The organism is Marilutibacter maris (assembly GCF_006546735.2).
Lineage (GTDB): Bacteria > Pseudomonadota > Gammaproteobacteria > Xanthomonadales > Xanthomonadaceae > Marilutibacter > Marilutibacter maris.
This window is the reverse complement of the sequence record NZ_VICD02000100.1, coordinates 11,957-37,681: the sequence shown is the minus strand read 5'-3', so window position 1 is coordinate 37,681 and position 25,725 is coordinate 11,957. Positions and strand designations below refer to the sequence as shown.

General features: G+C 70.2%; 20 protein-coding genes and 1 tRNA gene. 10 read left to right on the top strand and 11 right to left on the bottom strand.

What is annotated here, in order from left to right:
• Positions 1-180: 180 nt before the first annotated feature.
• From rlmB to FKV24_RS19810, 3 genes are all read right to left on the bottom strand, one after another.
• Complete coding sequence (rlmB, locus tag FKV24_RS06910; protein WP_141481859.1) at positions 181-942, bottom strand: 23S rRNA (guanosine(2251)-2'-O)-methyltransferase RlmB; 762 nt, start codon at positions 940-942, stop codon at positions 181-183.
• Positions 943-1,003: 61 nt separating this feature from the next.
• Positions 1,004-3,487: a ribonuclease R gene (gene rnr / locus FKV24_RS06905; RefSeq protein ID WP_141481858.1), complete on the bottom strand. Its 2,484-nt coding sequence runs from the start codon at positions 3,485-3,487 to the stop codon at positions 1,004-1,006.
• A 105-nt stretch (positions 3,488-3,592) separates the two neighbouring features.
• Positions 3,593-4,201: a hypothetical protein gene (locus tag FKV24_RS19810; protein ID WP_249040949.1), complete on the bottom strand. Its 609-nt coding sequence runs from the start codon at positions 4,199-4,201 to the stop codon at positions 3,593-3,595.
• A 47-nt stretch (positions 4,202-4,248) separates the two neighbouring features.
• On the opposite strand from FKV24_RS19810, the gene FKV24_RS06895 reads away from it, so the two are divergent.
• The gene (locus tag FKV24_RS06895; protein WP_141481857.1) at positions 4,249-4,482 is read left to right on the top strand and encodes a hypothetical protein; all 234 of its coding nucleotides are present in this window, start codon (positions 4,249-4,251) and stop codon (positions 4,480-4,482) included.
• A gap of 100 nt (positions 4,483-4,582) precedes the next feature.
• Here FKV24_RS06895 and FKV24_RS06890 read toward each other — a convergent pair.
• Positions 4,583-4,667, bottom strand: a tRNA-Leu gene (locus tag FKV24_RS06890).
• 231 nt (positions 4,668-4,898) lie between these two features.
• Between FKV24_RS06890 and rnk the strand changes: the two genes are divergently transcribed.
• From rnk to FKV24_RS06875, 3 genes are all read left to right on the top strand, one after another.
• A complete protein-coding gene (gene rnk / locus FKV24_RS06885; RefSeq protein ID WP_141481856.1) occupies positions 4,899-5,315 on the top strand; it encodes a nucleoside diphosphate kinase regulator in 417 nt (138 codons plus the stop codon).
• A 120-nt stretch (positions 5,316-5,435) separates the two neighbouring features.
• Positions 5,436-7,685, top strand: coding sequence for a DNA topoisomerase IV subunit A (gene parC, locus FKV24_RS06880; RefSeq protein WP_141481855.1), 2,250 nt, complete (start codon positions 5,436-5,438; stop codon positions 7,683-7,685).
• A gap of 55 nt (positions 7,686-7,740) precedes the next feature.
• Positions 7,741-8,412, top strand: coding sequence for a thiopurine S-methyltransferase (locus FKV24_RS06875; protein ID WP_141481854.1), 672 nt, complete (start codon positions 7,741-7,743; stop codon positions 8,410-8,412).
• A gap of 21 nt (positions 8,413-8,433) precedes the next feature.
• Here FKV24_RS06875 and asnB read toward each other — a convergent pair whose 3' ends face one another.
• Positions 8,434-10,134 (bottom strand): asparagine synthase B, encoded by a 1,701-nt coding sequence (gene asnB / locus FKV24_RS06870; RefSeq protein WP_141481853.1) that lies wholly within the window; start codon positions 10,132-10,134, stop codon positions 8,434-8,436.
• A 432-nt stretch (positions 10,135-10,566) separates the two neighbouring features.
• Between asnB and FKV24_RS06865 the strand changes: the two genes are divergently transcribed.
• The gene (locus tag FKV24_RS06865) at positions 10,567-12,957 is read left to right on the top strand and encodes a penicillin acylase family protein (protein ID WP_141481852.1); all 2,391 of its coding nucleotides are present in this window, start codon (positions 10,567-10,569) and stop codon (positions 12,955-12,957) included.
• 158 nt (positions 12,958-13,115) lie between these two features.
• On the opposite strand, the gene dapE is transcribed toward FKV24_RS06865, so the two are convergent.
• The 6 genes from dapE to map are packed head-to-tail and all read right to left on the bottom strand — an operon-like array spanning position 13,116 to position 19,359.
• Complete coding sequence (gene dapE / locus FKV24_RS06860; RefSeq protein WP_141481851.1) at positions 13,116-14,246, bottom strand: succinyl-diaminopimelate desuccinylase; 1,131 nt, start codon at positions 14,244-14,246, stop codon at positions 13,116-13,118.
• 4 nt (positions 14,247-14,250) lie between these two features.
• On the bottom strand, positions 14,251-14,604 hold the full coding sequence (locus FKV24_RS06855) for a Spx/MgsR family RNA polymerase-binding regulatory protein (RefSeq protein ID WP_141481850.1): 354 nt from the start codon (positions 14,602-14,604) through the stop codon (positions 14,251-14,253).
• Between the two features lie 7 nt (positions 14,605-14,611).
• Positions 14,612-15,073, bottom strand: a complete 462-nt coding sequence (locus FKV24_RS06850; protein ID WP_141481849.1) for a hypothetical protein — start codon at positions 15,071-15,073, stop codon at positions 14,612-14,614.
• A 4-nt stretch (positions 15,074-15,077) separates the two neighbouring features.
• Positions 15,078-15,941 (bottom strand): 2,3,4,5-tetrahydropyridine-2,6-dicarboxylate N-succinyltransferase, encoded by an 864-nt coding sequence (gene dapD, locus FKV24_RS06845; protein WP_111265975.1) that lies wholly within the window; start codon positions 15,939-15,941, stop codon positions 15,078-15,080.
• The gene (glnD, locus tag FKV24_RS06840) at positions 15,941-18,586 is read right to left on the bottom strand and encodes a [protein-PII] uridylyltransferase (protein ID WP_141481848.1); all 2,646 of its coding nucleotides are present in this window, start codon (positions 18,584-18,586) and stop codon (positions 15,941-15,943) included. The genes dapD and glnD overlap by 1 nt, the downstream gene beginning before the upstream one ends.
• Positions 18,583-19,359: a type I methionyl aminopeptidase gene (map, locus tag FKV24_RS06835; RefSeq protein ID WP_111265973.1), complete on the bottom strand. Its 777-nt coding sequence runs from the start codon at positions 19,357-19,359 to the stop codon at positions 18,583-18,585. The genes glnD and map overlap by 4 nt, the downstream gene beginning before the upstream one ends.
• Before the next feature lie 270 nt (positions 19,360-19,629).
• Between map and FKV24_RS06830 the strand changes: the two genes are divergently transcribed.
• The 5 genes from FKV24_RS06830 (at position 19,630) to rpsB (ending at position 25,634) form a co-directional block, all read left to right on the top strand.
• Positions 19,630-20,163: a Csu type fimbrial protein gene (locus FKV24_RS06830; RefSeq protein WP_141481847.1), complete on the top strand. Its 534-nt coding sequence runs from the start codon at positions 19,630-19,632 to the stop codon at positions 20,161-20,163.
• Positions 20,164-20,172: 9 nt separating this feature from the next.
• Complete coding sequence (locus FKV24_RS06825; RefSeq protein ID WP_249040948.1) at positions 20,173-20,967, top strand: fimbrial biogenesis chaperone; 795 nt, start codon at positions 20,173-20,175, stop codon at positions 20,965-20,967.
• Positions 20,951-23,371, top strand: a complete 2,421-nt coding sequence (locus tag FKV24_RS06820; RefSeq protein ID WP_141481846.1) for a fimbria/pilus outer membrane usher protein — start codon at positions 20,951-20,953, stop codon at positions 23,369-23,371. Before FKV24_RS06825 ends, FKV24_RS06820 begins: the two co-directional genes overlap by 17 nt.
• On the top strand, positions 23,368-24,414 hold the full coding sequence (locus FKV24_RS06815; RefSeq protein ID WP_141481845.1) for a Csu type fimbrial protein: 1,047 nt from the start codon (positions 23,368-23,370) through the stop codon (positions 24,412-24,414). Before FKV24_RS06820 ends, FKV24_RS06815 begins: the two co-directional genes overlap by 4 nt.
• 389 nt (positions 24,415-24,803) lie before the next feature.
• On the top strand, positions 24,804-25,634 hold the full coding sequence (gene rpsB, locus FKV24_RS06810; RefSeq protein ID WP_111265969.1) for a 30S ribosomal protein S2: 831 nt from the start codon (positions 24,804-24,806) through the stop codon (positions 25,632-25,634).
• Positions 25,635-25,725 lie beyond the last annotated feature (91 nt).

Here is a 25,725-nt window from a genome sequence, read left to right as displayed (position 1 = left end):
ACTCCCATGAGAGGGGCCGTCCCCGGATGATCGTGGAGAGGCGGGGTCGTCCCCGCGTCCATCCGCGGCGGAAGCCGCGAACGGCAGCATTTTCCCACGCGGCCGCGGCCCTGGCTTGCCGCGGGATGAACGTTCAGCCCGCGGTCGGGAGCGTGCCAACCGCAAGCGCGGACAGGCGCCTCAGCCCTGGCGCTGGCGCACCGCCTCGAACAGGGCGACGCCGCTGGCCACCGACACGTTCAGGCTCTCCACCCCGCCCTCGGCATCGGCGCCGGGCATCGGGATGTTGACCAGCTGGTCGCAGTTCTCGCGGGTCAGCCGGCGCAGGCCGTCGCCCTCGCCGCCCATCACCAGGCCGACATTGCCGCGCAGGTCGAGCCGGTAGATCGAGCCGTCGGCCTCGCCGGCCAGGCCGTACAGCCACACGCCGAGCTTCTGCAGCTCGCGCATCGTCCGCGCCAGATTGGTCACCGTCACCACCGGAATCCGGTCGGCGGCGCCGGCCGAGGTCTTGCGCACGGTCGCGTTGACCTGCACCGCCTTGTCCTTGGGAATCACCACCGCGGTCGCGCCGGCGGCGGCGGCGCTGCGCAGGCAGGCACCGAGGTTGTGCGGATCCTGCACGCCGTCGAGCAGCAGCAGCAGCGCGCGCCCCTGCGCGGCCTCGACCAGGCCGGCCAGCTCGCTCTCGCTCCAGCTGCGCGCGGCAGCGTAGCGGGCGACCGCGCCCTGGTGGCGCAGACCGCCGGCGACGCCGTCCAGGGCCTGCTGGGCGACCCGGCGCACATCGATGCCCTTGCGGCGGGCATTGGCCTCGATCTCGGCCAGGCGCGGGTTCTTGGCGCCGGCTTCGATCAGCACCTCGCGTACGTGTTCGGCGTCGTGTTCGATCGCGGCCGACACCGCATTGATGCCGGCGACCCACTGGTTCTGCTTGCTCATTCTGGATCCGTGACTGGGACGGGAGCCATTATCGCGCCAGCGCGCGGGCCCGGGCTTGCGTTCAGTACTTCTGCTTCCGTCGCCGCGCCGGCTTGCCGCGCGGCGGTGGCGGCCTGACTCCGGACGCGTGGACGTCGCCGTTCTCGTCGCGGCGCCCCTCGACCAGCCTGAAGTCGATCTTGCGGTCCTCGACGCTGGCCTTCATCACCACGATATCGACCCGGTCGCCGAGACGGAACTCGCGGCTGGAGCGCTCGCCGGTCAGGGTCTTGCGGATCGGATCGAAGTGGTAATAGTCGTTCGGCAACTGGGTCACGTGGACCAGGCCGTTGACCTTCGACTCGTCCAGCTCGACGAACAGACCGAAGCTGGTGACCCCGCTGATCACGCCGCTGAACTCGCCGCCGACATGCTGCTCCATCCACGCGGCGCGGTAGCGCTCGTCGACCTCGCGCTGGGCTTCGTCGGCACGGCGCGAGCGCTCCGAACACTGCAGCGACAACGCCGCCATCTGGCTCGGCGAATAGACGAACTTCTCCGCCTTCGCGCCCGACAGCACGTGCTTGATCGCACGGTGCACCATCAGGTCCGGGTAGCGCCGGATCGGCGAGGTGAAGTGCGCATAGGCGTCCAGCGCCAGTCCGAAGTGGCCGCTGTTGTCCGGCGCGTACACCGCCAGACTCTGGCTGCGCAGCAGCACCGACTCGATCAGCGCCGCGTCCGGACGCTCGCGGACCTTCTTCAACAGGTGGGTGAAGTCGCGCGGCTGCACCTTCGCCCACGGCGGCAGGCGAAGCTTGAACTCCTTCAGGAACTCCTCCAGATCGGCGTACTTCTGCTCCGGCGGACGCTCGTGGACGCGGTACGGCGCCGGCACCTCGCGGGCAAGCAGGAAGCGCGCCGCCTCGACGTTGGCCGCGATCATGCATTCCTCGATCAGCTTGTGCGCGTCGTTGCGCTGGAGCATGCCGGCCTGGACCACCTCGCCGGTGTTGTCCAGCACGAAGCGGACCTCGCCGCTCTCGAACTCGATCGCGCCGCGACGCTCGCGCGCCTTCGCCAGGATCCGGTACAGCTGGTGCAGGCGCTGCACCTGCGGCAACAGCTCGCCGACCGCCGCCAGGGCGTCGGCACGGTCGTCCTCCGGAATGCCCTCGCCGACCGCGTTCCAGACCTGGGTATAGGTCAGGCGCGCATGCGAATGCATCACCGCCTCGTAGAAGCGCGACTCGACGACCTCGCCGTCGCGGTTCACCTGCATGTCGCAGACGAAGCACAGCCGGTCGACCTTGGGCTTGAGCGAACAGATGCCGTTGGACAGCGTCTCCGGCAGCATCGGCACCACGAAACCGGGGAAGTAGACCGAGGTCGCGCGCAGCTGCGCCTCCTCGTCCAGCGGCGTGCCCGGACGCACGTAGTGGGAAACGTCGGCGATCGCGACCAGCAACCGGAACCCGTCGCGGTTGGGTTCGCACCACACCGCGTCGTCGAAGTCCTTGGCATCCTCGCCGTCGATCGTCACCAGCGGCAGGTCGCGGATGTCCTCGCGCCTGGCGGCGACCTGCGGGTCGACCTCCAGCGGCACGTTCGCCGCCTCGTCGAGCGCCGCCTGCGGGAACTCGTGCGGAATCTCGTGCGCATGCAGCGCCGCCTGCACCGCCAGCGAGGCGGTCAGGCGCTCGCCGAGCACGGTCAGGATGCGCCCGATCGGCGGGCGTCGCGCGTCGGCCGGCTGGGTGATCTCGGCCACCACCAACTGGCCCGGCCGGGCGTCGCCGCGGGCGTCGGACGGGATCATCACGTTGCGCTGGATGCGCGGATCGTCCGGCACCACGTAGGTGATGCCGACTTCCTCGGTGAAGCGGCCGATCAGCCGGTTGAGCCGACGCTCGAGCACCTCGACGATGGCGCCTTCGCGGCGACCGCGCCGGTCCATGCCGGTCACGCTGGCCATCACCCGGTCGCCGTGCATCGCCTTGCGCATCTCGAACGGCGGCAGGAACAGGTCGTCGCCGCCCGCATCCGGGCGCAGGAAGCCGAAGCCGTCGGGATTGGCGATCACCACGCCCGGCACCAGGTCCATCTGCTCGGCCGGCGCATAGGCGCCCTTGCGGTTCTGCAGCAGCTGGCCGTCGCGGACCATTGCCCGCAGCCGCGCGGTGAGCGCGTCGAAGCGCTCCTCGTCGGTCAGCGACAGGCGCTCGGCCACTGCCTCGATGGTCATTGGGCCGTCGGCGGCGACCAACAGGCCGAGGATCATCTCGCGGCTGGCGATCGGGTTGGCGTAGCGCGCGGCCTCGCGCTCGGCATGCGGATCGCGGCCGCTGTGGACCTGGTCCGGGGCGACCGCGCGCCCGGGGCGCTGCGGGCGCGAGCCGCGCGGAGGCGGTTCCGGCATCCACGCCGGCGTCTTCTTGCCGCCGTGCCTGGAGGCCTTGCCCGACTTGGCGCCGGCGCTGTGTGTGTTGCGGCCCGCCGACGTCTTCGCCGACGGCGCCTTCTTGTTCTTCTTGGATTTGCCGCGGGATGCGGATTTCTTGCTCATAGGGGAATGATGACAGACCGGCGCCTGGCCGGTGAAAGTGGGCGGGCTCGCGGAGGAGCCCGGGGATGTCAGGACCTGCCCGGAGCAGGCACGGCGCCGGCCCGGTCAATCGCGCAGTTGCAGGCCGTGGTTCTCGTTGATGGAACCGTCGGCTTCGAGCACCACGCAGCGCGTCCTGCCCCGGTCGAACACGACCGGAACCGGATCGCGGAACAGCGGCCGGCGGACGAATTCCAGGACCCAGCCGAAGGTTTCCAGGGTTTCCAGCGTGGCCAGTTGCGCCGGCGTCAGTCCGGCGCGCAACCGGTGCGGGGACGGCATGAGGTCGGGCGCGCGTCTTTCCTTGTCGCTCACCGGACTCTCCCCGGGTTCGATGATGATTGGCACCGAGTCTGGCGCCATCCCTATCGAGTGGGTGTGAATCCGCTGAACGGGGAGCAACCGGCGGGAGTCCGGCCGTGTCGCGATGACAGACGGAGCGGTGTCAGGAACCGGGCTCAGAACGGCATCGCTGCGGGGCTGGAACACGCGTCGCCGCGAGGCAGGAGAGCCGGGCCGGCGAAAGGCCGGCCCCGGTTGGCGCTTCGCCCCAGCGGTCGCAATCCGCCGCTGAGGCCACGGGCCAATCGCGGCAATGGTAACCGAAGCCGCGACCGCGCGGCTGAACGCCGCGCCGCCGATGCCGGCTGCACGTAGCATGTCGGCAACCGCCATCGGGTACATGCGCCCGCACGGCCGCGATCACGACGACGGACACGCCTATGGCCCCCGGCAAGGGCGAGCATTTCGCCACCCGCGACATCTACATCGACTACGACTTCGAAGAGGTCACCTATCGCTGGGACCACCGGCTGCGCAGGATCTACGTGCGCTTCTACGGCGAGATCGAGAGTCCCGGGGCGGTCCCGCACGACAACCGACTGTTCAACGACGCACTGCGCTTCGGGCGCGAGATCACCCGCGAGGACTACGAGCGCGGCTTCCCCCGCGGCTGAGAACCCCGCAGTCGGGATCGGGCGGGCCCGCACTCGGGCAACAAAAAACCCCGCACTCGGCGGGGTCCTTGTCGCGACGGCGATGCCGCCGCTTTGTGTATGGTGCCCAGGAGAGGACTCGAACCTCCACGGTTTTACCCGCTAGTACCTGAAACTAGTGCGTCTACCAATTCCGCCACCTGGGCAAGTCGCGCCGCAGTGCTGCGCGAGCCGCATATGTTGCGGCGCAATGAATACCTTGTCAATGCCCCGTCGAAGATTTCTTTCATCCGCCCGTCATCCGCCCATTGCGGCAAGGCCGGGGCCGCCTTCGACGCTTGCCGCCCGGTCCGGTCGGGACTATGGTCCGCAGACATCGACCGAACCGCGGGCGGCGTCCTCCAGGGCGCCGCCCGCATTGCCATGGAGACCCCGGTATGACCCGTCCGATCCCCCCGCCCATCGTCATCTCCCACCTCGATGCCCAACGCATCGAAGCCCTGCTCGACAGCCCCCAGGCCGACGCCCTGGACACCCGCGCGCTGGAGGCCGAACTCGACCGTGCCGAGCGGGTGGCACCGGCGGCGATGCCGGCCGACGTGGTCAGCATGAACTCCACCGTCCGCATCCGCGACGAGAACAACGGCAACACCCGCGACATCACCCTGGTCTACCCGCGCGAAGCGAACGGCGACCCCGGCAGGGTCTCGGTCCTGGCCCCGATCGGCAGCGCCCTGCTGGGCCTGCGCGTCGGCGCCACCATCGACTGGCCGCTGCCGGGCGGCCGCAGCACCCGCCTGACCGTGGTCGCGCTGGACTACCAGCCCGAGGCCGCCGGCGACCTGCACCGCTGATCCCGCCCCACGCGGCCCGACACGCGCTGGCGCGGCGGGCCGCAGGCGGCCGGGCGACGGTCGCAATGACGGCAACAGGCTCTAGAATGCCCGGACCGCAGTCCGCACCCCGAGTCACGCATGACCGAAACCGTACGACCGGCGTTCCATGGCTTCGAGCAGATTCCGCTGAAGGAGTACGCCGAGCGCGCCTATCTCGACTATTCGATGTACGTGGTGCTCGACCGCGCCCTGCCGTTCCTCGGCGACGGCCTGAAGCCGGTGCAGCGCCGCATCGTCTACGCGATGAGCGAGCTGGGGCTGAACGCCGCGGCCAAACCGAAGAAGTCCGCGCGCACGGTCGGCGACGTGATCGGCAAATACCATCCGCATGGCGACAGCGCCTGCTACGAGGCGATGGTGCTGATGGCGCAGCCGTTCTCGTACCGCTATCCGCTGATCGAAGGCCAGGGTAACTTCGGCTCCAGCGACGATCCCAAGTCGTTCGCGGCGATGCGCTACACCGAGGCCAAGCTGACCCCGATCGCCGAGGTGCTGCTGGGCGAACTCGGCCAGGGCACGGTCGACTGGACGCCGAACTTCGACGGCACCCTGGAGGAACCGACCTGGCTGCCGGCGCGACTGCCGCACCTGCTGCTCAACGGCACCACCGGGATCGCGGTCGGCATGGCCACCGACGTGCCACCGCACAACCTCAACGAGGTCGTCAGCGCCGCGGTGCGCCTGCTCGAGGACCCCGACGCGACCACCCGCGACCTGTGCGAGCACGTGCGCGGCCCGGACTACCCGACCGAGGCTGAGATCATCACCCCGCGCGCCGACCTGCTGTCGATGTACGAGAGCGGCCTGGGCAGCGTCCGTGCCCGCGCCGTGTACATCAAGGAAGGCACCAACATCGTCGTCACCGCCCTGCCCTACCAGGCCTCGCCGGGCAAGGTGATCGAGCAGATCGCAACCCAGATGCGGGCCAAGAAGCTGCCGTGGCTGGAGGACCTGCGCGACGAGTCCGACCATGCGACCCCGACCCGGATCGTGCTGGTCCCGCGCAGCAACCGTGTCGACATCGAACAGCTGATGGGCCACCTGTTCGCGACCACCGACCTGGAAAAGAGCTACCGGGTCAACTTCAACGTGATCGGCCTGGACGGCCGCCCGCAGGTCAAGGGCCTGAAGGCGTTCCTGTCGGAGTGGCTGAGCTTCCGCGCCGACACCGTCACCCGCCGCCTGAAGCACCGCCTCGACAAGGTCGAGCGCCGCCTGCACCTGTTGGCCGGCCTGTTGATCGCCTTCCTCAATCTCGACGAGGTGATCCGCATCATCCGCAGCGAGGACGAGCCCAAGCCGGTACTGATCAAGCGCTTCGAGCTCAGCGAGGACCAGGCGGACTACATCCTGGAAACCAAGCTGCGCCAGTTGGCGCGGCTGGAGGAAATGAAGATCCGCGGCGAGGAGTCGGAGCTGCTCGCCGAGCGCGACCGCCTCACCGCCATCCTCGGCAGCAAGGCCAGGCTGCGCAAGCTGGTCAAGGACGAACTGCTCGCCGACGCCAAGAAGTTCGGCGACGCGCGCCGCTCGCCGCTGGTCGCGCGCGACGCCGCCCAGGCGATGTCCGAAACCGAGCTGGTGCCCAGCGAGCCGATGACCGTGGTGATCAGCGAGAAGGGCTGGGTCCGCGCCGCCAAGGGCCACGACATCGACCCGGCCGCACTGAGCTATCGCGAGGGCGACGCCCTGCTGGCGGCGGCGCGCAGCCGCAGCACCCAGCAAGTCGCCTTCCTCGATTCGACCGGCCGCTCGTACTCGACGATCGTGCATTCGCTGCCGTCGGCGCGCGGCAACGGCGAACCGCTCACCGGGCGCTTCTCGCCGGCCGCCGGCGCCGCGTTCCAGACCGTGGCCAGCGGCGACAACGACAGCCGCTTCGTGCTCGCCTCCAGCCACGGCTACGGCTTCGTCACCCGCTTCGAGAACCTGACCAGCCGCAACAAGGCCGGCAAGGCGATGCTGTCGCTGACCCAGGGCGCCAAGGTGATCCAGCCGGCGCCGGTCGCCGACCCCGGCCAGGACCGTCTGGTGGTCGTGACCACCGCCGGCCACCTGCTGGCGTTCCCGGTCGCCGAGCTGCCCGAGCTCGACAAGGGCAAGGGCAAGGGCAACAAGCTGATCGACATTCCCAAGGCCAAGCTCGGCACCGAGCGGGTCGTCGCGATCGCGGTGGTCCCGGTCGGCGGCACCCTCAGCGTGAAGTCCGGCGCGCGCACGATGACCCTGTCGTGGAAGGACCTGGACGGCTACATCGGCAGCCGCGCCAGCCGCGGCGGACTGCTGCCGCGCGGCTGGCAGAAGGTCGAAGGGCTGGCGGTCGAATAGCCACGACCGCCCCGGGCGCGCTTCGCCTGCCCGGACGACGGAGCGAGGAGAGCACATGCAGCCGGATTTCTGGCATCAGCGCTGGCGCGAGGGCCGCATCGGCTTCCACCAGGACAGGCCGACGCCGCTGCTGGTCGAGCACTGGCCGCGGCTCGAGCTCGGCGAGGGTCGCCGGGCCGCGGACAGCCGGGTGTTCGTGCCGCTGGCCGGCAAATCGCTGGACATGGTCTGGCTCGCCTCGCGCGGCCACCGCGTGCTGGGCGTCGAACTGTCGGAACTGGCGGTGACCGGGTTCTTCGATGAGCACCGACTGGAGCCGCAGGTCTCGGAATCGTCCTCCGGGCGTCACTACCGCGCCGGCGGCATCGAGTTGATCTGCGGCGACGTGTTCGCGCTCGACCCGGCCCTGCTCGCCGGCTGCGATGCGGTGTTCGACCGCGCCGCCCTGATCGCCTTGCCGCCGGACCTGCGCGAGCGCTATGTCGACGAGGTGTATGCGCGTCTGCCCGGCGGCTGCCGCGGCCTTGTGATCACCCTGGAGTATCCCCGGCACGAAAAGCCGGGGCCGCCCTTCAGCGTCGGCGCCGACGAAGTGCACGCGCGCTTCGACCGCGACTGGCGGGTCGAGACCCTGCAACGGCGCGACATCCTCGCCAAGCAGCCCAACTTCGCCGCCGAGGGCGTGACCGCGCTGGAGACGGCGGTCTACCGCCTCCAGCGCCGCTGACCCGGGCCACGCGGACGGCGCTCAGGCCGCCGCGTGCACCCCCGCGACCGCGCGCCCGGACGGATCGGCGGCATCGGCGAACGCGGCATCCCAGGCGATCGCCGCCGGCGACGAGCAGGCGATCGATTTTCCGCCGGGCACCGTCGCCGCGCAGGCCGGACCGGGGAAGAGCTGCTCGAAGATGTGCCGGTACAGGAAGGCTTCCTTGCTCTGCGGCGGGTTGACCGGGAAACGGCTGGCCGCGGCGGCGAACACGCGGTCGCTGATCGTCGCTTCGGCATGCACCTTCAGGCCATCGATCCATCCATAGCCGACGCCGTCGCTGAACTGCTCCTTCTGCCGCCACAGGATCGAGTCCGGCAGATAGCCGTCGAACGCCTCGCGCAGCACCGCCTTCTCGATCCGTCGACGGCCGTCGACGCCGCTGCCGACCATCTTGTGGCGGGCGTCCATCGACATCGCGGTGTCGAGGAAGTCGACGTCCAGGAACGGCACCCGCGCCTCGACGCCCCAGGCCATCATCGACTTGTTCGCGCGCAGGCAGTCGTAGTTGTGGAGGGCATCGAGCTTGCGCACGGTCTCGTCGTGGAACTCGCGCGCATCCGGCGCCTTGTGGAAGTACAGGTAGCCGCCGAACACCTCGTCGCTGCCTTCGCCGGAAAGCACCATCTTCACCCCCATCGCCTTGATCCTGCGCGCGAGCAGGAACATCGGCGTCGACGCGCGGATCGTGGTGACGTCGTAGGTCTCGATATGGCGGATCACCTCCGGCAGCGCATCCAGGCCTTCCTCGAAGCTGTAGGTGAAGCCGTGATGGACGGTACCCAGCGCCTCGGCCGCGACCGCCGCCGCGGCCAGGTCGGGCGAGCCCTCCAGTCCGATCGCGAACGAGTGCAGGCGCGGCCACCAGGCCTCGGAGGCGTCGTCCTCCTCGATCCGGCGACGGGCGAAACGCGCGGCGACCGCGGCGACCAGCGACGAATCCAGCCCGCCCGAGAGCAGCACGCCGTAGGGCACGTCGCACATCAGCTGGCGATGCACGGCGGCCTCGAAAGCCTCCCGCAGCGCCTGCGCCGTGACCTCGACGCCGGCGGTCGAGCCGTGGTCTCGCCAGGCCCGGGTGTAGTAGCGGACGAGCTCGCCGCGGTCGCTGTCGTAGTAGTGACCGGGCGGAAACTGGGCGACGTCGGCGCAGGTATCGGCGAGCGCCTTCATCTCCGAGGCGACGCACAGCCGGCCATCGCCATCGTGTCCCCAGTACAGCGGACAGACGCCGATCGGATCGCGTGCGATCAGGCAACGACCGCGCTCGCTATCCCACAACGCGAACGCGAATATCCCGTTGAGCCGGTCCAGCCAGGCGTCGACGTCGCCACCGCCATCAACGCCCTGCCTGTACAGCGCGTTGATCACCTCGCAATCGGAGCCGCTCTGGAACGCGTAGGACTGCCGCAGCGCCGCTTCCAGCTCGCGGTGGTTGTAGATCTCGCCGTTGACCGCCAGCACCAGCCGGCCGTCGCCGGAGCGGATCGGCTGGGCACCACCGGCCGGATCGACGATCGCCAGGCGCTCGTGGACCAGGATCGCGCCGTCGTCGACATACACGCCGCTCCAGTCGGGGCCGCGATGGCGCTGGCGCTGCGACTGGCCGATGGCCTGCCGGCGCAGGGCGGCGACATCGTCGCCGGGTTGCAGACCGAATATTCCGAGGATCGAACACATGCGATGGACTCCGTGGGCAATAAAGCGGGTGGGAACTCAGAGGGGGCGGATGGATTTCGGAAGCCGGAAAACAAAAAGGCCCGCACTTCGCAGTGCAGGCCGGGGAGAGTGATGAACTCTGGGTGCTAGGAACTAGTCACCGGCCTGTGGCGGGCGGGCGTTGTTATTCCGGTTATTGTTGGCAGCCACGCGCGGACCGCCCTGGCGGGCAGTCGGGAAACCGGTGGTGGCGCGGTGGCGATGCATGGGCCGATCCTGACCCAGTCCGCGCACGCATGCAAGCGACGCTTTCATGTGTAACGACCTGGACCGTCGCCCACGCCCGTGGCGCGAAAACGGGACGCAGGCACCGCCCCATGCCCCCGCCCGGCCCGCGGCGGCGGTAACCTGCAAGGATCGAACCACACGAAACCGGACTTCACGGGGGAAGGCATGAAGCGTTGGCTGCTGCGGGGAGCGTTGTTGTTGTTGCTGGGTGCGTTGCTGCTGTTCGTGGCGGCATGGATGCTGATGGCCGGCAGCCTGCCGGGACTGGACGGCGAGAAGACGCTCCGTGGCCTGTCCGCCCCGGTCACCATCGAGCGCGACGAACTCGGCGTGGCGACCATCTCCGCATCGAACCGGCTCGACGCGATGCGCGCGCTCGGCCACCTGCACGCGCAGGAGCGCTATTTCGAGATGGACCTGATGCGACGCACCTCCGCCGGCGAACTGGCGGCGCTGTTCGGAGCCGTTGCGATCGACGTCGACAAGCGCCACCGCGTCCATCGGATGCGGGCGCGGGTGCAACGGCAGATGGCGTCGATCGCCGGCGACCGGCGGAAGCTGCTGGAGGCCTATGTCGAAGGCGTCAACGCCGGCCTGGCCGACCTGAAGGTGCGCCCCTGGCCGTACCTGCTGCTGCGCCAGACACCCGAGCCCTGGCGCGCGGAAGACTCGGCGCTGGCCGCCTATGCGATGTACTTCGACCTGCAGGACGCGAGCAACGCCGACGAACTGGCCCTGTGGGAACTCAAGCCGCACCTGCCGGCGCCGCTGTTCGACCTGCTCACCCACGCCGGCAGCCGTTGGGATGCCCCGATCGTCGGCGCGCCGCTGGGCGATGCGAGCCTGCCGGGACCGGAGCAGGTCGATCTGCGGCAGCTGTCGGCTCCGGCCGGGGCAACCGCCGCGATAGCGCCCCTGAACGACGCTCCGGTCAAGGGCAGCAACAACTTCGCCGTTGCCGGCGCGCTGACCGACGACGGTCGCGCGATCGTCGCCGACGACATGCACCTGGGCCTGCGCGCCCCGAACATCTGGTTCCGCGCCCGGCTGCGCTACCCCGACCGCGACGCGGCCGGCGGCCAGGTCGACGCCACCGGTTTCACCCTGCCCGGACTGCCGGCGCTGGTGGTGGGGAGCAACGGCCGCATCGCCTGGGCCTTCACCAACAGCTACGGCGACTGGCTGGACTGGCGGCGGTTGCCGCCCTGCCCGGCCGATGCGGCCGCGTCGGCGGGATGCATGCCCGGCACCACGGTGGTCGAACGGATCGAAGTGGCGGGGGGCGACGCGGTCGACTTCGAGGTCGAGGAAACGCCCTGGGGCCCGGTGATGCACCGCGAGGACGACGGCGACCGGCTCGCGCTGCGCTGGGTCGCCCATCTACCCGGCTCGCTGAACCTGCAACTGGCCGGCTTCCTCGAGGCCGGCTCGGTCGACGCCGCGCTGCGGATCGCCGACCGCACCGCGATTCCGGCGCAGAACCTGCTGGTCGGCGACGCCGACGGACGCATCGCCTGGCGCCTGCTCGGCCCGCTGCCCGAGCGTGGCGATGGCTGCGTCGCCTCGCCCAGCGCCGCCGCCACCTCAATCCCCGGCGAGTACGCCGCATGCGCGCCCTGGCCCCTCGGCGCATCGACCGCGTTGAGCGTTTCCGGCGCGGACCACCCGCGACTGTGGACCGCCAATTCGCGCGTGGTCGACGACGGCATGCTGACCCTGATCGGCGACGGCGGCTACGCGCTGGGCGCGCGTGCCGGCCAGATCCGCGATGCCCTGCGGGAGCGCCAAAGCTTCGACGAGAAAGCCCTGCTCGAGGTGCAGCTCGACGACCGCGCCCTGTTCCTGCAGCGTTGGCACGACCTGCTGCAGCGCCAGGCCGCCGGGGCCGGCACACCGGCGCTGCGCGAGCTGGCCGCGGCGGGCCAGGACTGGTCCGGGCGCGCCAGCATCGACTCGGCCGGCTACCGGATCGCGCGCGGCTGGCGCAACAAGGTGCTGGAACGGATCGCCGACGGCCTGGTCGCACCGGCCCGCGACCGGCTCGATGACGGGTTCCGGATGCCGGCGCTGCGTCAGCTCGAGGGCGTGGCCTGGCCACTGGTGCAGCAACAACCGATGCACCTGCTGTCGACGCGCTACGAATCCTGGCCGGCGCTGTTCGAGGACGCCGCGGTCGAGCTGCGCGACGAGCTGGCCGCCGGCGGTCCGCTGGCGGAGCGCAGTTGGGGCGAATACAACACCGCGCGGATCTGTCACCCGCTCTCGCGCGCACTGCCTGAGGCGATCAGGCCGCTGCTGTGCATGCCGGCGGAGCCGCTGGCCGGCGACAGCAACATGCCCCGGGTACAGGGACCGGACTTCGGCGCCTCCGAACGGATGGTGGTCGCGCCCGGGCGCGAGGCCGACGGCATCGCGCACATGCCCGGCGGACAGAGCGGGCACCCGCTGTCGCCGTACTGGGGCGCCGGCCACGACGACTGGGTGCATGGGCGGCCGACTCCGTTCCTGCCCGGTCCGGCGCGGCACACCCTGACTCTGGCGCCTGCGAACGACTGATCAGATGGCGGCATGACCCGCGATGGCCCTCCCGGGGCGCCGCTCCCGCGGGCCCCCCAAAGCCGCTCCCACGGCAACGATCGTAGGAGCGGCGCAAGCCGCGAAAGCCTTCATCGCAAGACCCGATCGCGGCCTGCCCCGGCAACGCGGCCGCGCACCTAGCCCAGCAGACGCTCCAGCATCGCCAGATACAACTCCGGCAAGGCCTCCAGGTCGGCGACGCTGACATGTTCGTCTACCTTGTGGATGCTGGCGTTGACCGGCCCGACCTCGATGCAGTGGGCGCCCAGCGGCGCGATGAAGCGCGCATCCGAGGTACCGCCGCCGGTGCTTTCCTCCGGCGTCTGGCCCGCGAAGCGCGCCAGCACCTCGCGCGCGGCCGCGCGCAGTTCGCCCTCCGGGGTGTAGAACGGCTCGCCGCTGCGATGCCAGGCCAGTGCGTAGTCGAGGCCGTGCGCGTCGAGGATCGCGACGCAGGCCTCGATCAGCCTTTCGGCGTTCCAGTGCGGGTTGTAGCGCAGGTTGAACAGCACCTCCAGCTCGCCGGGGATCACGTTGTTGGCGCCGGTGCCGGCGTGGACGTTGCTGATCTGCAGACTGGTCGGCGGGAAGCTCTCGTAGCCGTCGTCCCAACGTCGGGAGACCAGAGCGTCGAGCGCCTTCAGCGCCTGATGAACCGGATTGCGCGCCTTGTCCGGATAGGCGACATGGCCCTGCACGCCGTGCACGGTGAGCGTCGCCGACAGACTGCCGCGACGTCCGACCCGCAACAGGTCGCCCAGGCGCGCCTTCGACGAGGGTTCGCCGGTGATGCACCAGTCGATCCGTTCGCCGCGCTCGCGGAAGATCGTCGCGACCCGGCGCACGCCGTCGATCGCGTCGCCCTCCTCGTCCGAGGTCAACAGCAACGCCAGGCGTCCGCGATGGTCGGGATGCGCGGCGACGAAGCGCTCGGCCGCGACCACGAAGGCGGCGACGCTGCCCTTCATGTCGGCGGCGCCCCGTCCGTACAGCACGCCATCGCGGATCGTCGGCTCGAACGGATCGCTGCTCCAGGCCTCGCGCGGCCCCGGCGGCACCACGTCGGTATGCCCGAGCAGGACCAGGGTCGGGCCGTCGTCGCCGCCGTGGGTCGCCCACAGGTTGTCGACCTCGCCCAGTCGCAGGTGCTCGCAGGCGAAGCCCGCCGCCCGCAGCCGCGAGGCGATCAGCGCCTGGCAGCCGCCGTCCTCGGGGGTCACCGAGGCGCGCGCGATCAGGTCGCGGGTGAGATCGAGGACGTCGGACACCGGCTCAGACCCCGAAGCGCTTCTTGAAGCCGTTGTCGGAAAAGCCCTGGCTGATCACGCCGTCGTCGGTCACCACCACCGGCCGCCGCACCAGTTGCGGGTACTCGCGCAGCAGCAGTTTCCATTCCGCGTCCGAGCCCGGCGCCTTGCGCTGCTCGGGCAGGTTGCGCCAGGTGGTCGAAGACTTGTTGATCATCGCGTCCCAGCCGCCGAGCGCCTCCTTCCACTCGACCAGGGTTGCCGGGGTGCGCGGCTCGTCGCGGTAGTCGACAAATGCGTGCTCGACGCCGAAGCGGTCCAGCCACTTGCGCGCCTTGCGGCAGGTATCGCAGTTCTTCAGTCCGTACAGGGTGGTCATATTGATCTCAGTGCGAGTTGCGCAGCTTGTCGATACGGAGAATCAGTTCCTCCGCAACGGCGTTCCGGGCAAAGGGGTTGAACTGGAACGAATGCTTCGGAATGAACGCCACGTCCTGTCCCAGGCTACCGGGGACGCGCAGACGCAGGGTGATGCGCCGCGGGCTGGCGAACTGGCTCGAATCGACGTTCATGACGTTGCCCAGGTCGATACGTTCCTCGACGTCGCCCTTGCGGACCAGCAGGCAGGTGCCCCCATCACGGACCTCGTCCGCGATATCCCACAGCAGCTTGCGGAAAAGGAAGTACCCGAACACTGCCATCAGCAACGGCTGGAGCACGACCACAGGCTGCTCCGTCCATACGCCCGACCACAGGACGATACCCAGGAACACCGCCAGGAAGCCGAACCAGGCCACCGGGAACACGCGCTTGGCGAGAAACGTCGTCGATGACGAGAGCGTCTCCACGTGCTCAGTCCGCCAGCCCGCGCAGCAGGTCGTTGATGCTGGTCTTGCTGCGCGTCTTCGCATCGACCTGCTTGACGATCACCGCGCAGTACAGCGAGTGGGTGCCGTCGGCGGCCGGCAGCTGGCCGGAGACCACCACGCTGTACGGCGGCACCGAACCGTAGCTGATCTCGCCTGTCGCTCGGTTGTAGATGCGGGTGCTCTGGCCGAGGAACACCCCCATGCCGATCACGCTGTGATGGCCGACCACGAAACCCTCGACGACTTCCGAGCGGGCACCGATGAAACAGTGGTCCTCGATGATGGTCGGGGTCGCCTGCAGCGGCTCCAGTACGCCGCCGATGCCGGCGCCGCCGGACAGGTGACAGTGCTTGCCGACCTGGGCGCAGGAGCCGACCGTCGCCCAGGTATCGACCATCGTGCCCTCGCCGACGTATGCGCCGATGTTGACGAAGCTCGGCATCAGCACCACGTCGCGGCCGATGTGGGCGCCGCGGCGGGCGATCGCACCGGGCACCACGCGCGCGCCCAACTGGCGGAACGCGGCCTCGTCGTAATCGGCGAAGCGGGCCGGGATCTTGTCCCAGAACGGCGCCGGATAGGCGTCGACGACTTCCATGTCCTGGGTGCGGAAGTAAAGCAACACCGCCTTCTTCAACCACTCGTTGACCCTCCAGCCGCCCTCTCCGTCGGGTTCGGCGACGCGGAACTGGCCGCTCTCCAGGCCGTCGATCACGCGCTCGACCGCGGGCCGGGTCGAGCCATCGATCTCGTCGACGGTCAACGCAGCGCGCCGTTCGAACGCGCTTTCGATCACGGACCGCAGTTCAGCGCCGGCGTCGCCGCCGGTTTCCTTCTTGGGACTCATCAACAATCTCCTTCAAGGCAGGCCAGCAGCGCCGCGCGCAATGCCTCCTGCCGGTTGTCGTCAAGCGCTCGGTCGCTGCCGTTGTCGTCCACGGCGGTGACCTGGAACAGGTCTTCGGCACGCTCGCCGAAGGTGGCGATGCGCGCATCGTGCACCCGCAACGCCTGATGGCGCAGCGCCCGGGCGATGTCGGCCAGCAGGCCCGGGCGGTCGGTGCAGACCAGGCTGACCTGGGTGCGACCGCCGCGGGTGGCGTCGAACACGATCTGCGGGGCGATGCGGAAATGCCGCAAGTGACGCGGCTGGGTACGGCGCGGCGGCTTGACCTCGTCGAGGTCGCCGGCCAACGCGGCCTCCAGCCGCTGCTCGATGTCTTCCGCCGCCGGGATGTGGCGGGGATCGGAGGGGATCACCTCGAAGCTGTCGAAGATCGTGCCTTCCGGACCGTCCAGCACGCGCGCCTGCTGGATCGCCAGGCCAAGCCGGTCGAGGGTCGCGACGATCGCCGCGAACAGGCCGTCGCGATCGGGCGAGTGCACGAAGACCTCCATCGCCCCGGCGTGCGCGGCGACCGGTCGCGCACGGACCCGGGTGTCGCCGGGCGCCATGCCGCGCAGCGCGGTCGCCTGCCAGGCAAGTTGGTCGGGGCGGCCGCGGCGGAAGGCGGACTCGGGCATCCGCGCGAACAGGACTTCGATCTCATCGTCGCCGGTGCCGAACGCCGCCAGCATCGCGCGCGCCGCCTCGCGGTTCTCGGCCGCACGCTCGGCGGCCGCCAGCGGATGCTCCAGGCCCCGCCGCAGCGCCAGCCGGGTCGCGGTGTAGAGATCGGCGAGCAGGCGGTCCTTCCACGCGTTCCACAGCTTCGGCGAGGTCCCGGCGATGTCGGCGCAGGTCAGCAGATAGAGGTGATCGAGCCGCTCGCGGTCGCCGATCACGGTGGCGAAACGGTGGATCACCTCCGGATCGGTGATGTCCTGCTTCTGCGCGGTGGTCGACATCAGCAGGTGCTTGCGCACCAGCCACTCGACCAGGCTCGCATCCGCCTCGCTCAGGCCCAGGGTGTCGCAGAACACCCGCGCATCGTCGCCGCCCAGCTCGGAGTGATCGCCGCCACGGCCCTTGCCGATGTCGTGGAACAGTCCGGCCAGCAGCAGCAGTTCGGGCTTGCGCAGCCGCGGCCAGATCTCGCGGGCCAGGGTGAAGCGCTCGTCGTGCTCGCCGGACGCGAAGATCGACAGGTTCTTCAGCACCGCCAGGGTGTGCTGGTCGACGGTGTAGACGTGGAACAGGTCGAACTGCATGCGACCGGACACCCGCGCGAACGCGGGAATCCAGCGTCCCAATACGCCCAGCCGGGCCATCCGGGTCAGGGTCTGCACCGGGACCGGGCCGCGCAGCAGTTGCAGGAAACGGGCATGCAGCGGCGCGCCGGCGGTGGAGAATCCGGGCAGCGACGGCAGCGCCTCGGCCAGCGCGCGCGCGGTCTGCGAGTGCAGGCCGCGGACATCGCCGCGCGAGGCCCAGACCGCGAACAGGTCGAAGATCTGCGCCGGCTCGCGCGGCCATTCGGCCTCGCGCGCGGCCAGGTAGCCGCGGCGCAGCTCGAACAGGCGGTCGATCGGCTCGGGTACCGGCTCGCCCTCGATCTGCTCCTCGAAGCGTTGCAGCAGACGTTCGCCGATGCGCTGCACCAGCGAGGCGCTGCGGTAGAAGCCCTGCATCAGCTGCTCGACCGCCAGGCTGCCGTCGGTATCGACATGGCCCAGGCGCGCGGCCAGCAGCTTCTGGTAGTCGAAGCGCAACCGCTCCTCGCGCTTGCCGGCGACCAGGTGCAGGCCGTAACGCAGCCGCGACAGGAAGATGCGCTCGCGCTCCAGCGAGGCGACTTCGTCGGCACCGAGCTGGCCGACCGCGATCAGCGACTCCAGGTCCGAGGTGCCGATGATCCGCAGCGCCATCCAGTGCAGGGTCTGGACGTCGCGCAGCCCGCCCGGCCCTTCCTTCAGATTGGGCTCGAGATTGTCGGAGGTATCGCCATGGCGGGAATGCCTTTCCCGCAGCTCCTGCCGCTTGGCTTCGAAGAACTCGCGTGCCGGCCACACCCGTGCCGGCGCGGCGGCCTCGCCCAGCGCCTGGCGGGCGCCGGCATCGGCATCGAGGGGGCGCGATTCGATCAGGCTGGTCAGGACGGTGAGGTCGGCCTCGGCCGCCTCACCGCACTGGGTCGCCGAGCGCACCGCATGGCCGACCGGCAGGCCGGCATCCCACAACAGGGTAAGGAAGCGCGAAAGCGCGTCCTCCTCGGTACGGCGGTCGCTGCCGTCGGTGGTGTCGGGGCGCTCCTGGGTCAGGACCAGCAGATCGACGTCGGAATGCGGGAACAACTCGCCGCGGCCATAGCCGCCGACCGCGAACAGGGCCAAGCCGGACGCCTCCGGCACGCAGCGCCGCCACGCCGCCAGCACCTGGCGGTCGACCGACTTCGCGCGGGCCGCCAACAGCCGGTCGACATCGGCCCCGGCATCGAAGCGCGCGGCCAGTGCCGCTTGCTCGGTGGCCAGGGTTTCGCGGGCCTGGGCCGCCCATTCGGCGTCTGAGGCGCTGGTCCCCGCTTCGCCGGCGCGGACAGGCCCCGCGGTCATAGGTCGTTGTCGTCGCCGGGCAACCGGGTCAGGATCTCGACGCCGTCGTCGGTAACCGCGACGGTGTGCTCCCACTGCGCCGACAGCTTGCGGTCCTTGGTGACCACGGTCCAGCCGTCGGGCAACAGGCGGGTGTGGCGGGCGCCTTCGTTGATCATCGGCTCGATGGTGAAGGTCATGCCGGGCTTCAGGATCACGCCGGTGCCGGGCCTGCCGTAGTGCAGCACCTGCGGCTCGTCGTGGTAGACCCGGCCGATGCCGTGGCCGCAGTACTCGCGGACCACCGAGAAGCGCTCGGACTCGGCGTACTCCTGGATCGCGTAACCGACATCGCCCAGGGTCGCGCCCGGGCGCACCGTGCGGATGCCGCGGAACATCGCCTCGCGGGTCACATCGACCAGCCGCTGGGCCATCACCGACGGTTTGCCGACGATGTACATGCGACTGGTGTCGCCGTGCCAGCCGTCCTTGATCACGGTGACATCGATATTGACGATGTCGCCGTCCTTGAGGACCTTGGCCTCGCTCGGGATGCCGTGGCAGATGACGTTGTTGACCGAGGTGCAGACGGTCTTGGGGAAGCCCTTGTAGCCGACGTTGGCGGGGATCGCCTTCTGCACGTTGACGATGTGGTCGTGGCAGATGCGATCCAGCTCCTCGGTGGTCACGCCCGGCTTCACGTGCGGGGCGACGACCTGCAGCACTTCGGCGGCCAGACGGCCGGCGACGCGCATGTGCTCGATTTCTTCAGGGGTCTTGAGGTTGATGGCCATGCGCGCATTATCGCCGAATCCGGGACGCACCGGGCTCCTGCCGCATGAACGCCCGCGCCAGCCTGCGCAATGCCCCGTCCCGGCCGGCCGGTGGCGCCGCCGGAAGCGCCGGCGAATGGCGCCCCGGCGGCGCTTGCGGCACCGGTCTTGACAGCGCCGGTGGGGAGTGGAAGTGTTGGCGGCGGATGCAACGTACGGGCCCGGGAAGGCGGCGGACGCGGCGCTTTCTCCAGGGCAACAGGGACGAACGACGCGTCGAGGAGACCGCCCATGACCCGGTTCAAGCATTTGTTCGGCAAGCATTTGTTCGGCAAGCGCCTTTCCGCCATCGTGCTGCTCGCCGCCTTCGGCCTCGTCGCCAACCCGGCATGGGCGCAGACCGCGACCACGACCTTCCAGGTCCAGATCACGATCCAGAGCAGCTGCACCATCGACGACCCGGCCCCGACCGACGTCGATTTCGGCAGCCAGCCCTCCAGCGCCACCAACGTCGACGCGATCGGCCAGCTCAACGTCAACTGCACGCCGGGCACCGACTACGTCATCGCGCTGGATGACGGCCAGAACAGCGGCGGCGGCGGCGTCGGCGCCCGCGCGATGGCCAACGGCGCCGACCTGGTCACCTATCAGCTCTACAGCGACGCCGGCCGCACCACGATCTGGGGCGAGACCCTCGGCACCGACACGGTCGCCGGCACCGGCACCGGCGCGGTACAGGCCTACCCGGTCTATGGCCGGGTGCCCAGCGCCAGCGCTCCGGCGGCGAGCTATCTCGATGTCGTGACCGCCACGATCAGTTTCTGAGCCGCGACCGTGACCTTGTTCGAGCGGCGTCATCGCCGCCGGCCCGCGCGCGCGCCGGCCGTGCCGGGAGCGGTGCTGACTGCGCTGCTGACGGCGCTGCTGTCGGGCCTGCCCTCGCCGGCCGATGCGACCCATCTGCAGGTGGCGCCGACCTCGGTCACGATCCCGGCCGAGCGCAATGCCGAGGGCCTGACCCTGAGCAACAGCGGCGACGCGCCGATGCACGCGCAGGTGCGGGTGTTCGGCTGGCACCAGGAAGACGGCGAGGACCGTCTGCAGGCCACCACGGCCATCGTGTTGAGTCCGCCGATGGCGGAGATCGCCCCCGGCAGCCGCCAGCTGGTGCGGATCGTGCGCCCCGGACCGCCCCCGGCCGGGACCGAGGCCAGCTATCGGATCGTCGTCGACGAGATCCCCGGTCAGGGTCGGGGCGATGCCGGTGCCGATCCGACCGGGCTGCGGTTCGTGATGCGCTACTCGATCCCGCTGTTCGTGTCGCCCACCGGCCCCGGACCGGCCTTGCCCACGCTGCAGACGCGCGTGACCGCCAGCGGGGGCGAGCGCTTCATCGAGATCGGCAATGACGGTCGCGGTCATGCGCAGGTGGCGGATCTGGCGTTCGTCGCCACCGACGGCACCCGTACTTCGATCGCCGCGGGGCTGTCCGGATACGTGCTGCCGGGCCAGCGTCGGCGCTGGAAGCTGCCGGCGTGGCTCGTGCCTCCGCTGAACGGCGTCTTCAAGGCAAGGATCAACGGTGAGCCCGCCGAACGCACCCTGGCGCCGGATGCGGTGGCGCTCTAGCGCGCTGCTGCTGGGGCTGGCGGCGGCCCCACCGATCGCGATGGCGGGCCCGGCGCCGGCCGGGACTCCGCATCCCGGGCACGACACGCTGTACCTGGAAGTGGTGCTCAACCGGACGGCCCGGCCGGGTCTGGTCCGGTTCCTGCGCGAGGGATCGCGCTTCCGGGTCGACGCCGCCGAACTGCGGCGGCTGGGACTGGTCCTTGAAGAGCATGCCGTTGAAGAGCATGCCCTTGAAGAGCGCGCCGCTGACGAGGGTGTCGCGGACGGGCACACGCAGGACGGACATCCGGCGGCGGGCACGATCGCACTGGATGCGATTGCCGACATCCACTACCGCTACGATGCGCCCGGCCAGCGCATGTTCATCGAACTGCCGCCGTCGCGGCTGGACCTGCCGACCACGGTGATCGGCACGACCGATCGCGCCACCCCGCCGCTGAGCGAAGTCCCGACCAGCCTGTTGTTCAACTACGACCTTCATGCCGACCACGACGACCGCGGCAACAGCCAGTTGGGCACGGTCGGCGAGCTGCGCCTGTCCGGCCTGGGCGCCGGCGTATTCAGCACTTCGGCGGTCAACCGCCTGCATCGCCGCGATCACGGACGCTGGCACACCACGACCACCCGCCTGGATACCCGTTGGGAACTGTCGTTTCCCGAGCACGCGCTCACCGTCCGCGCCGGCGACATCTTCAGCGGCTTTCTGGACTGGACCCGACCGGTGCGCATGGGCGGCGTGCAGGTCGGCCGCAACTTCGGTCTGCAGCCGTACCGGGTCACCACACCGCTGCCGGCCTTCCTCGGCGAGGTCGCGGTGCCGTCGGCGGTCGATCTGTACGTGAACGGCATGCGCCAGTACAGCGGCCAGCTGCCCGTCGGACCGTTCGAGCTGAGCACCGCACCCGGCATCAACGGCGCGGGCAACGCCTCGGTGGTGATCACCGACGCCTTCGGTCGCACCCGTACCCTCGAGCTTCCGTTCTATTCCACCCCGCAGTTGCTGGCGCGCGGACTGTCGGACTGGTCGCTGAGCGTCGGCACGGTACGCGAACGCTACGGGCTGACGTCATTCGCCTACGCCAGCGAACCGGTCGCCAGCGCCAGTCTGCGCTACGGCATCGCCGATCCGTTCACCGTCGAACTGCACGCGGAGACCGGCGACGGCCTGGTCAATGCCGGGTTGGGCGGGGTCTGGCTGCTCGGCCGCGCCGGCGTGCTCAACGCTTCCCATACCCGCAGTCGGCAGGAGCGGGCACGCGGATCGCAGAGCGGCATCGGCTATCGCTGGAACAATGGCCGCTTCAACTTCTCCGCCGACGGCCGCCGCACCGACGGCGACTATCGCGACATCGCCTCGCTGTACGGCCCGCCGCCGCCAACCGTCAGCACCCGGATGCTGGCCGGGATCACCAGCGCCGCGCTGGGCAACGTCGGCATCACCCACGTGCGGCTGCGCCATCCGGACCCGGATATCGCCCCGGCACGCTACGCGGGCCTGTTCTGGACCCGGAACTTCGCCCATCGCTGGTCGGCGAGTCTGTCCTACAACGAGAACCTGGACGATGCCGACGACCGCAGCGTGTATCTGCAGGTGAGCGCCGTCCTGGACGGCAACCGCCAGCTGGGCAGCGCCTGGCAGCGCGAGGGACGGCGCGACAACGCCCGGGTCGAATTCATCCAGCCGGTTCCCGGCGATGGCGGCTTCGGCTGGCGCGTACGGGCGCACGACGGCGACGATGGCGCCGGCGGCGCGGTCGAGGCCGGCTGGCTGCTGCCCAGGACGCGTGTGGGTATCGGCCTCGCCCGCATCGGCGATACCCGGCGCGGCTATGCCCAGGCCAGCGGCGGCGTGGTGTTGATGGACGGCCATGCGTTCGCCGCGCGTCGCATCGACGACGCCTTCGCGGTGGTCTCGACCGACGGTGTCGCCGACGTGCCGGTGCTGCTGGAGAACCGCGCGATCGGCCGCACCGACGCCGACGGCATGCTGCTGGTGACCCCGCTCAACGCCTGGCAGCGCAACCGCCTCTCGATCGACCCGATGTCGCTACCGGTCGACATGCGCATCGACACGGTCGAGCGGATCGCGACCCCCGGCGACCGCGCCGGCACGCGGGTGCGCTTCGCGATCGCGCCGGTGCGCGCGGCGGTCATCGTGCTGCACGACGGAGCCGGACAGCCGTTGCCGCTGCGCAGCCGGGTGCGCCTGGCCGGCAGCGATGCGGACACCATCGTCGGCCACGACGGCGAGACCTATCTGGACACGCTCGACGCGCACAACCGGTTGAGCGTGCGCACGCCGTCGGGCGGGATCTGCCATGTCGATTTCGACTACCCGCAAGGCGCCGATCCGATTCCGCGCATCGGCCCGCTGCGATGCCTGCAGGAGGCCGAGCCATGACCCGCCCCCCCACACTGTTCGCCGCCGCGACCGGACCGCGCCGCACCGTCGCGGCGATCGTGTGCCTGGCGCTGCTGGCGTGGCTGCCATCGGCCCCGGCCGCGACCACCTGCACCGCCAGCAGCACCGCGCTGAGCTTCGGCAGCACCAGCGGCGCCGGCAACGTCGACAGCACCGCCACCGTCACCGTCGAATGCAGTACCTCGGGACTGTCGCTGCTGGCCACCGCCCGGGTGCGGATGTGCCTGAACATCGGCGCCGGCGTCAACGGCGGCGGCAGCACCGCGCCGCGCCGCATGACCAATGCCTTCGGCGACCCGATGCAGTTCCAGATCTACAGCGACCCGGCCCGCACCCAGATCTGGGGCGATTCGCTGATCGCGGCGACCCCGACCCCGGTCCCGATCGACCTCGAGTACAGCGTCCCGGTGCTGGGCGGCAGCGGCAGCGCCAGCGCCACCATGCAGGCGCGGATCCCGGTGCAGGCGAGCCTGGCCGCGGGCGCGTTCAGCAACCCGTTCAGCGGCATCCACACGCGCCTGGAATACCGCTACGCCGAGCAATTGCTGGGCACCCCGCCCTACCCGGCCTCGTGCACCAGCGGCGGCAACGGTGGCGGCACCGCGAGCTTCCCCTTCACCGCCACCGCCACGGTGCCGGACAACTGCACGATCGGCAGCGCGACCACCCTCGACTTCGGTACTGTCGGCGGAGCGGTCGCCACCGATGTCGAGCAGACATCGACCATCACCATGACCTGCACCCAGCGCACCGCCTGGGACGTCGCCCTCGACGACGGCCAGAATGCCAGCGGCGGGGTTCGCCGCATGCGCCTGGGCGCCAGCGCCGACTACCTCGACTACGAGCTGTACCGCGACGCCGCCCGGACCCAGCGCTGGGGCGCCACCCCGGGCACCGACACCGAGGTCGGCACCGGAACCGGCAGCGCCCAGGCCCTGACCGTGCATGGCCGGGTCCCGGCGCCCCAGTCGGTACCGGCCGGCGCCTACGGCGACGTGATCACGGTGACGGTGAGCTACTGAGCGGCGGTCGCGCCCGCCGTCACCCCCGCGCCATCTCCCAACCTTGCTCCCGGAGGCCGTAGCGGCTATGCTTCTCCGGCTGTGCCTGCCGGTCCGACCGGCAAGCCGCCGCCGATGCCGGGCGTAGCACCCGATCCTGATTGACCCGATCGCTGTCGCGATCGACCGGTCCGGGTCAGGAAGGGTGCCGGCAAATACACACCCGCTGCCACGCGCCGTGCCGGGGTGCCGCGATCGCCGTCTGGAGCCACCTGGCTCCGATGCCGGCGAAGCGGTTCGGACACGGACGCAGCGGGGAGGCCCAACCCCGGAATCCCGCCCCGGCCCCGTGCCGGGGCAGCCGCGCCAAACCCATTTGCGGCCGGATTCCACTGCCTGGAGTTACTGCAATGCCCCAGATCACCATGCGCCAGATGCTCGAAGCCGGCGTCCACTTCGGCCACCAGACCCGTTACTGGAACCCGAAGATGGGCCCGTACATCTTCGGCGCCCGCGGCAAGATCCACATCATCAACCTCGAGAAGACCGTTCCGCTGTTCAACGACGCGATGAACTTCATCTCGGGTATCGCGCAGAAGCGCGGCATGATCCTGTTCCTCGGCACCAAGCGTTCGGCGCGCGAGACGATCAAGGAAGAGGCCGAGCGCTGCGGCATGCCGTACATGAACCAGCGTTGGCTGGGCGGCACCCTGACCAACTTCCGCACCGTCAAGCAGTCGGTCGCGCGCCTGAAGGAACTCGAGGCCGCCGAGACCGACGGCACCTTCGACAAGCTGGTCAAGCACGAGGTGCTGGGCCTGCGTCGCGAGCGCGACAAGCTCGAGGCCTCGCTGGGCGGCATCAAGGACATGAACCGCCTGCCCGACGCGCTGTTCGTGATCGACATCGGCCACGAGGACATCGCGATCAAGGAAGCCAAGAAGCTCGGCATCCCGGTGATCGCGGTCGTCGACACCAACTACAACCCGGAGCTGGTCGACTACGCGATCCCGGGCAACGACGACGCCATCCGCGCCGTGCAGCTGTACGCCCGCGCCGCCGCCGACGCGGTGCTGGAGGGCAAGGCCGCCGCGCCGACCGCCGCCTCGGTCCGCGAGGAAGACTTTGCCGACGCCGCCGAAGGCGACGCCGACGCGGCCAAGAAGCCGGCCCGCAAGGCTCCGGCCAAGAAGGCCGCCGCCAAGGCCGACGGCGCCTCCGAGGCTCCGGCCGCCGAGTAAGGCGGGCGTCATGCGGCCACGCGATACTGCGTGGCTGCGCCCTTCCCGCACCCGGCGGGAAACATCGTTGGTCCGCGCCCTACGGCACCGT

What these genes read in the sequence shown, in the direction of transcription:
- rlmB (WP_141481859.1), bottom strand. Translation starts at nt 942, where the DNA reads ATGAGCAAGCAGAACCAGTGGGTCGCCGGCATCAATGCGGTGTCGGCC.
- rnr (WP_141481858.1), bottom strand. Translation starts at nt 3,487, where the DNA reads ATGAGCAAGAAATCCGCATCCCGCGGCAAATCCAAGAAGAACAAGAAG.
- FKV24_RS19810 (WP_249040949.1), bottom strand. Translation starts at nt 4,201, where the DNA reads ATGGCGGTTGCCGACATGCTACGTGCAGCCGGCATCGGCGGCGCGGCG.
- FKV24_RS06895 (WP_141481857.1), top strand. Translation starts at nt 4,249, where the DNA reads ATGGCCCCCGGCAAGGGCGAGCATTTCGCCACCCGCGACATCTACATC.
- rnk (WP_141481856.1), top strand. Translation starts at nt 4,899, where the DNA reads ATGACCCGTCCGATCCCCCCGCCCATCGTCATCTCCCACCTCGATGCC.
- parC (WP_141481855.1), top strand. Translation starts at nt 5,436, where the DNA reads ATGACCGAAACCGTACGACCGGCGTTCCATGGCTTCGAGCAGATTCCG.
- FKV24_RS06875 (WP_141481854.1), top strand. Translation starts at nt 7,741, where the DNA reads ATGCAGCCGGATTTCTGGCATCAGCGCTGGCGCGAGGGCCGCATCGGC.
- asnB (WP_141481853.1), bottom strand. Translation starts at nt 10,134, where the DNA reads ATGTGTTCGATCCTCGGAATATTCGGTCTGCAACCCGGCGACGATGTC.
- FKV24_RS06865 (WP_141481852.1), top strand. Translation starts at nt 10,567, where the DNA reads ATGAAGCGTTGGCTGCTGCGGGGAGCGTTGTTGTTGTTGCTGGGTGCG.
- FKV24_RS06855 (WP_141481850.1), bottom strand. Translation starts at nt 14,604, where the DNA reads ATGACCACCCTGTACGGACTGAAGAACTGCGATACCTGCCGCAAGGCG.
- dapD (WP_111265975.1), bottom strand. Translation starts at nt 15,941, where the DNA reads ATGAGTCCCAAGAAGGAAACCGGCGGCGACGCCGGCGCTGAACTGCGG.
- glnD (WP_141481848.1), bottom strand. Translation starts at nt 18,586, where the DNA reads ATGACCGCGGGGCCTGTCCGCGCCGGCGAAGCGGGGACCAGCGCCTCA.
- map (WP_111265973.1), bottom strand. Translation starts at nt 19,359, where the DNA reads ATGGCCATCAACCTCAAGACCCCTGAAGAAATCGAGCACATGCGCGTC.
- FKV24_RS06830 (WP_141481847.1), top strand. Translation starts at nt 19,630, where the DNA reads ATGACCCGGTTCAAGCATTTGTTCGGCAAGCATTTGTTCGGCAAGCGC.
- FKV24_RS06820 (WP_141481846.1), top strand. Translation starts at nt 20,951, where the DNA reads ATGCGGTGGCGCTCTAGCGCGCTGCTGCTGGGGCTGGCGGCGGCCCCA.
- FKV24_RS06815 (WP_141481845.1), top strand. Translation starts at nt 23,368, where the DNA reads ATGACCCGCCCCCCCACACTGTTCGCCGCCGCGACCGGACCGCGCCGC.
- rpsB (WP_111265969.1), top strand. Translation starts at nt 24,804, where the DNA reads ATGCCCCAGATCACCATGCGCCAGATGCTCGAAGCCGGCGTCCACTTC.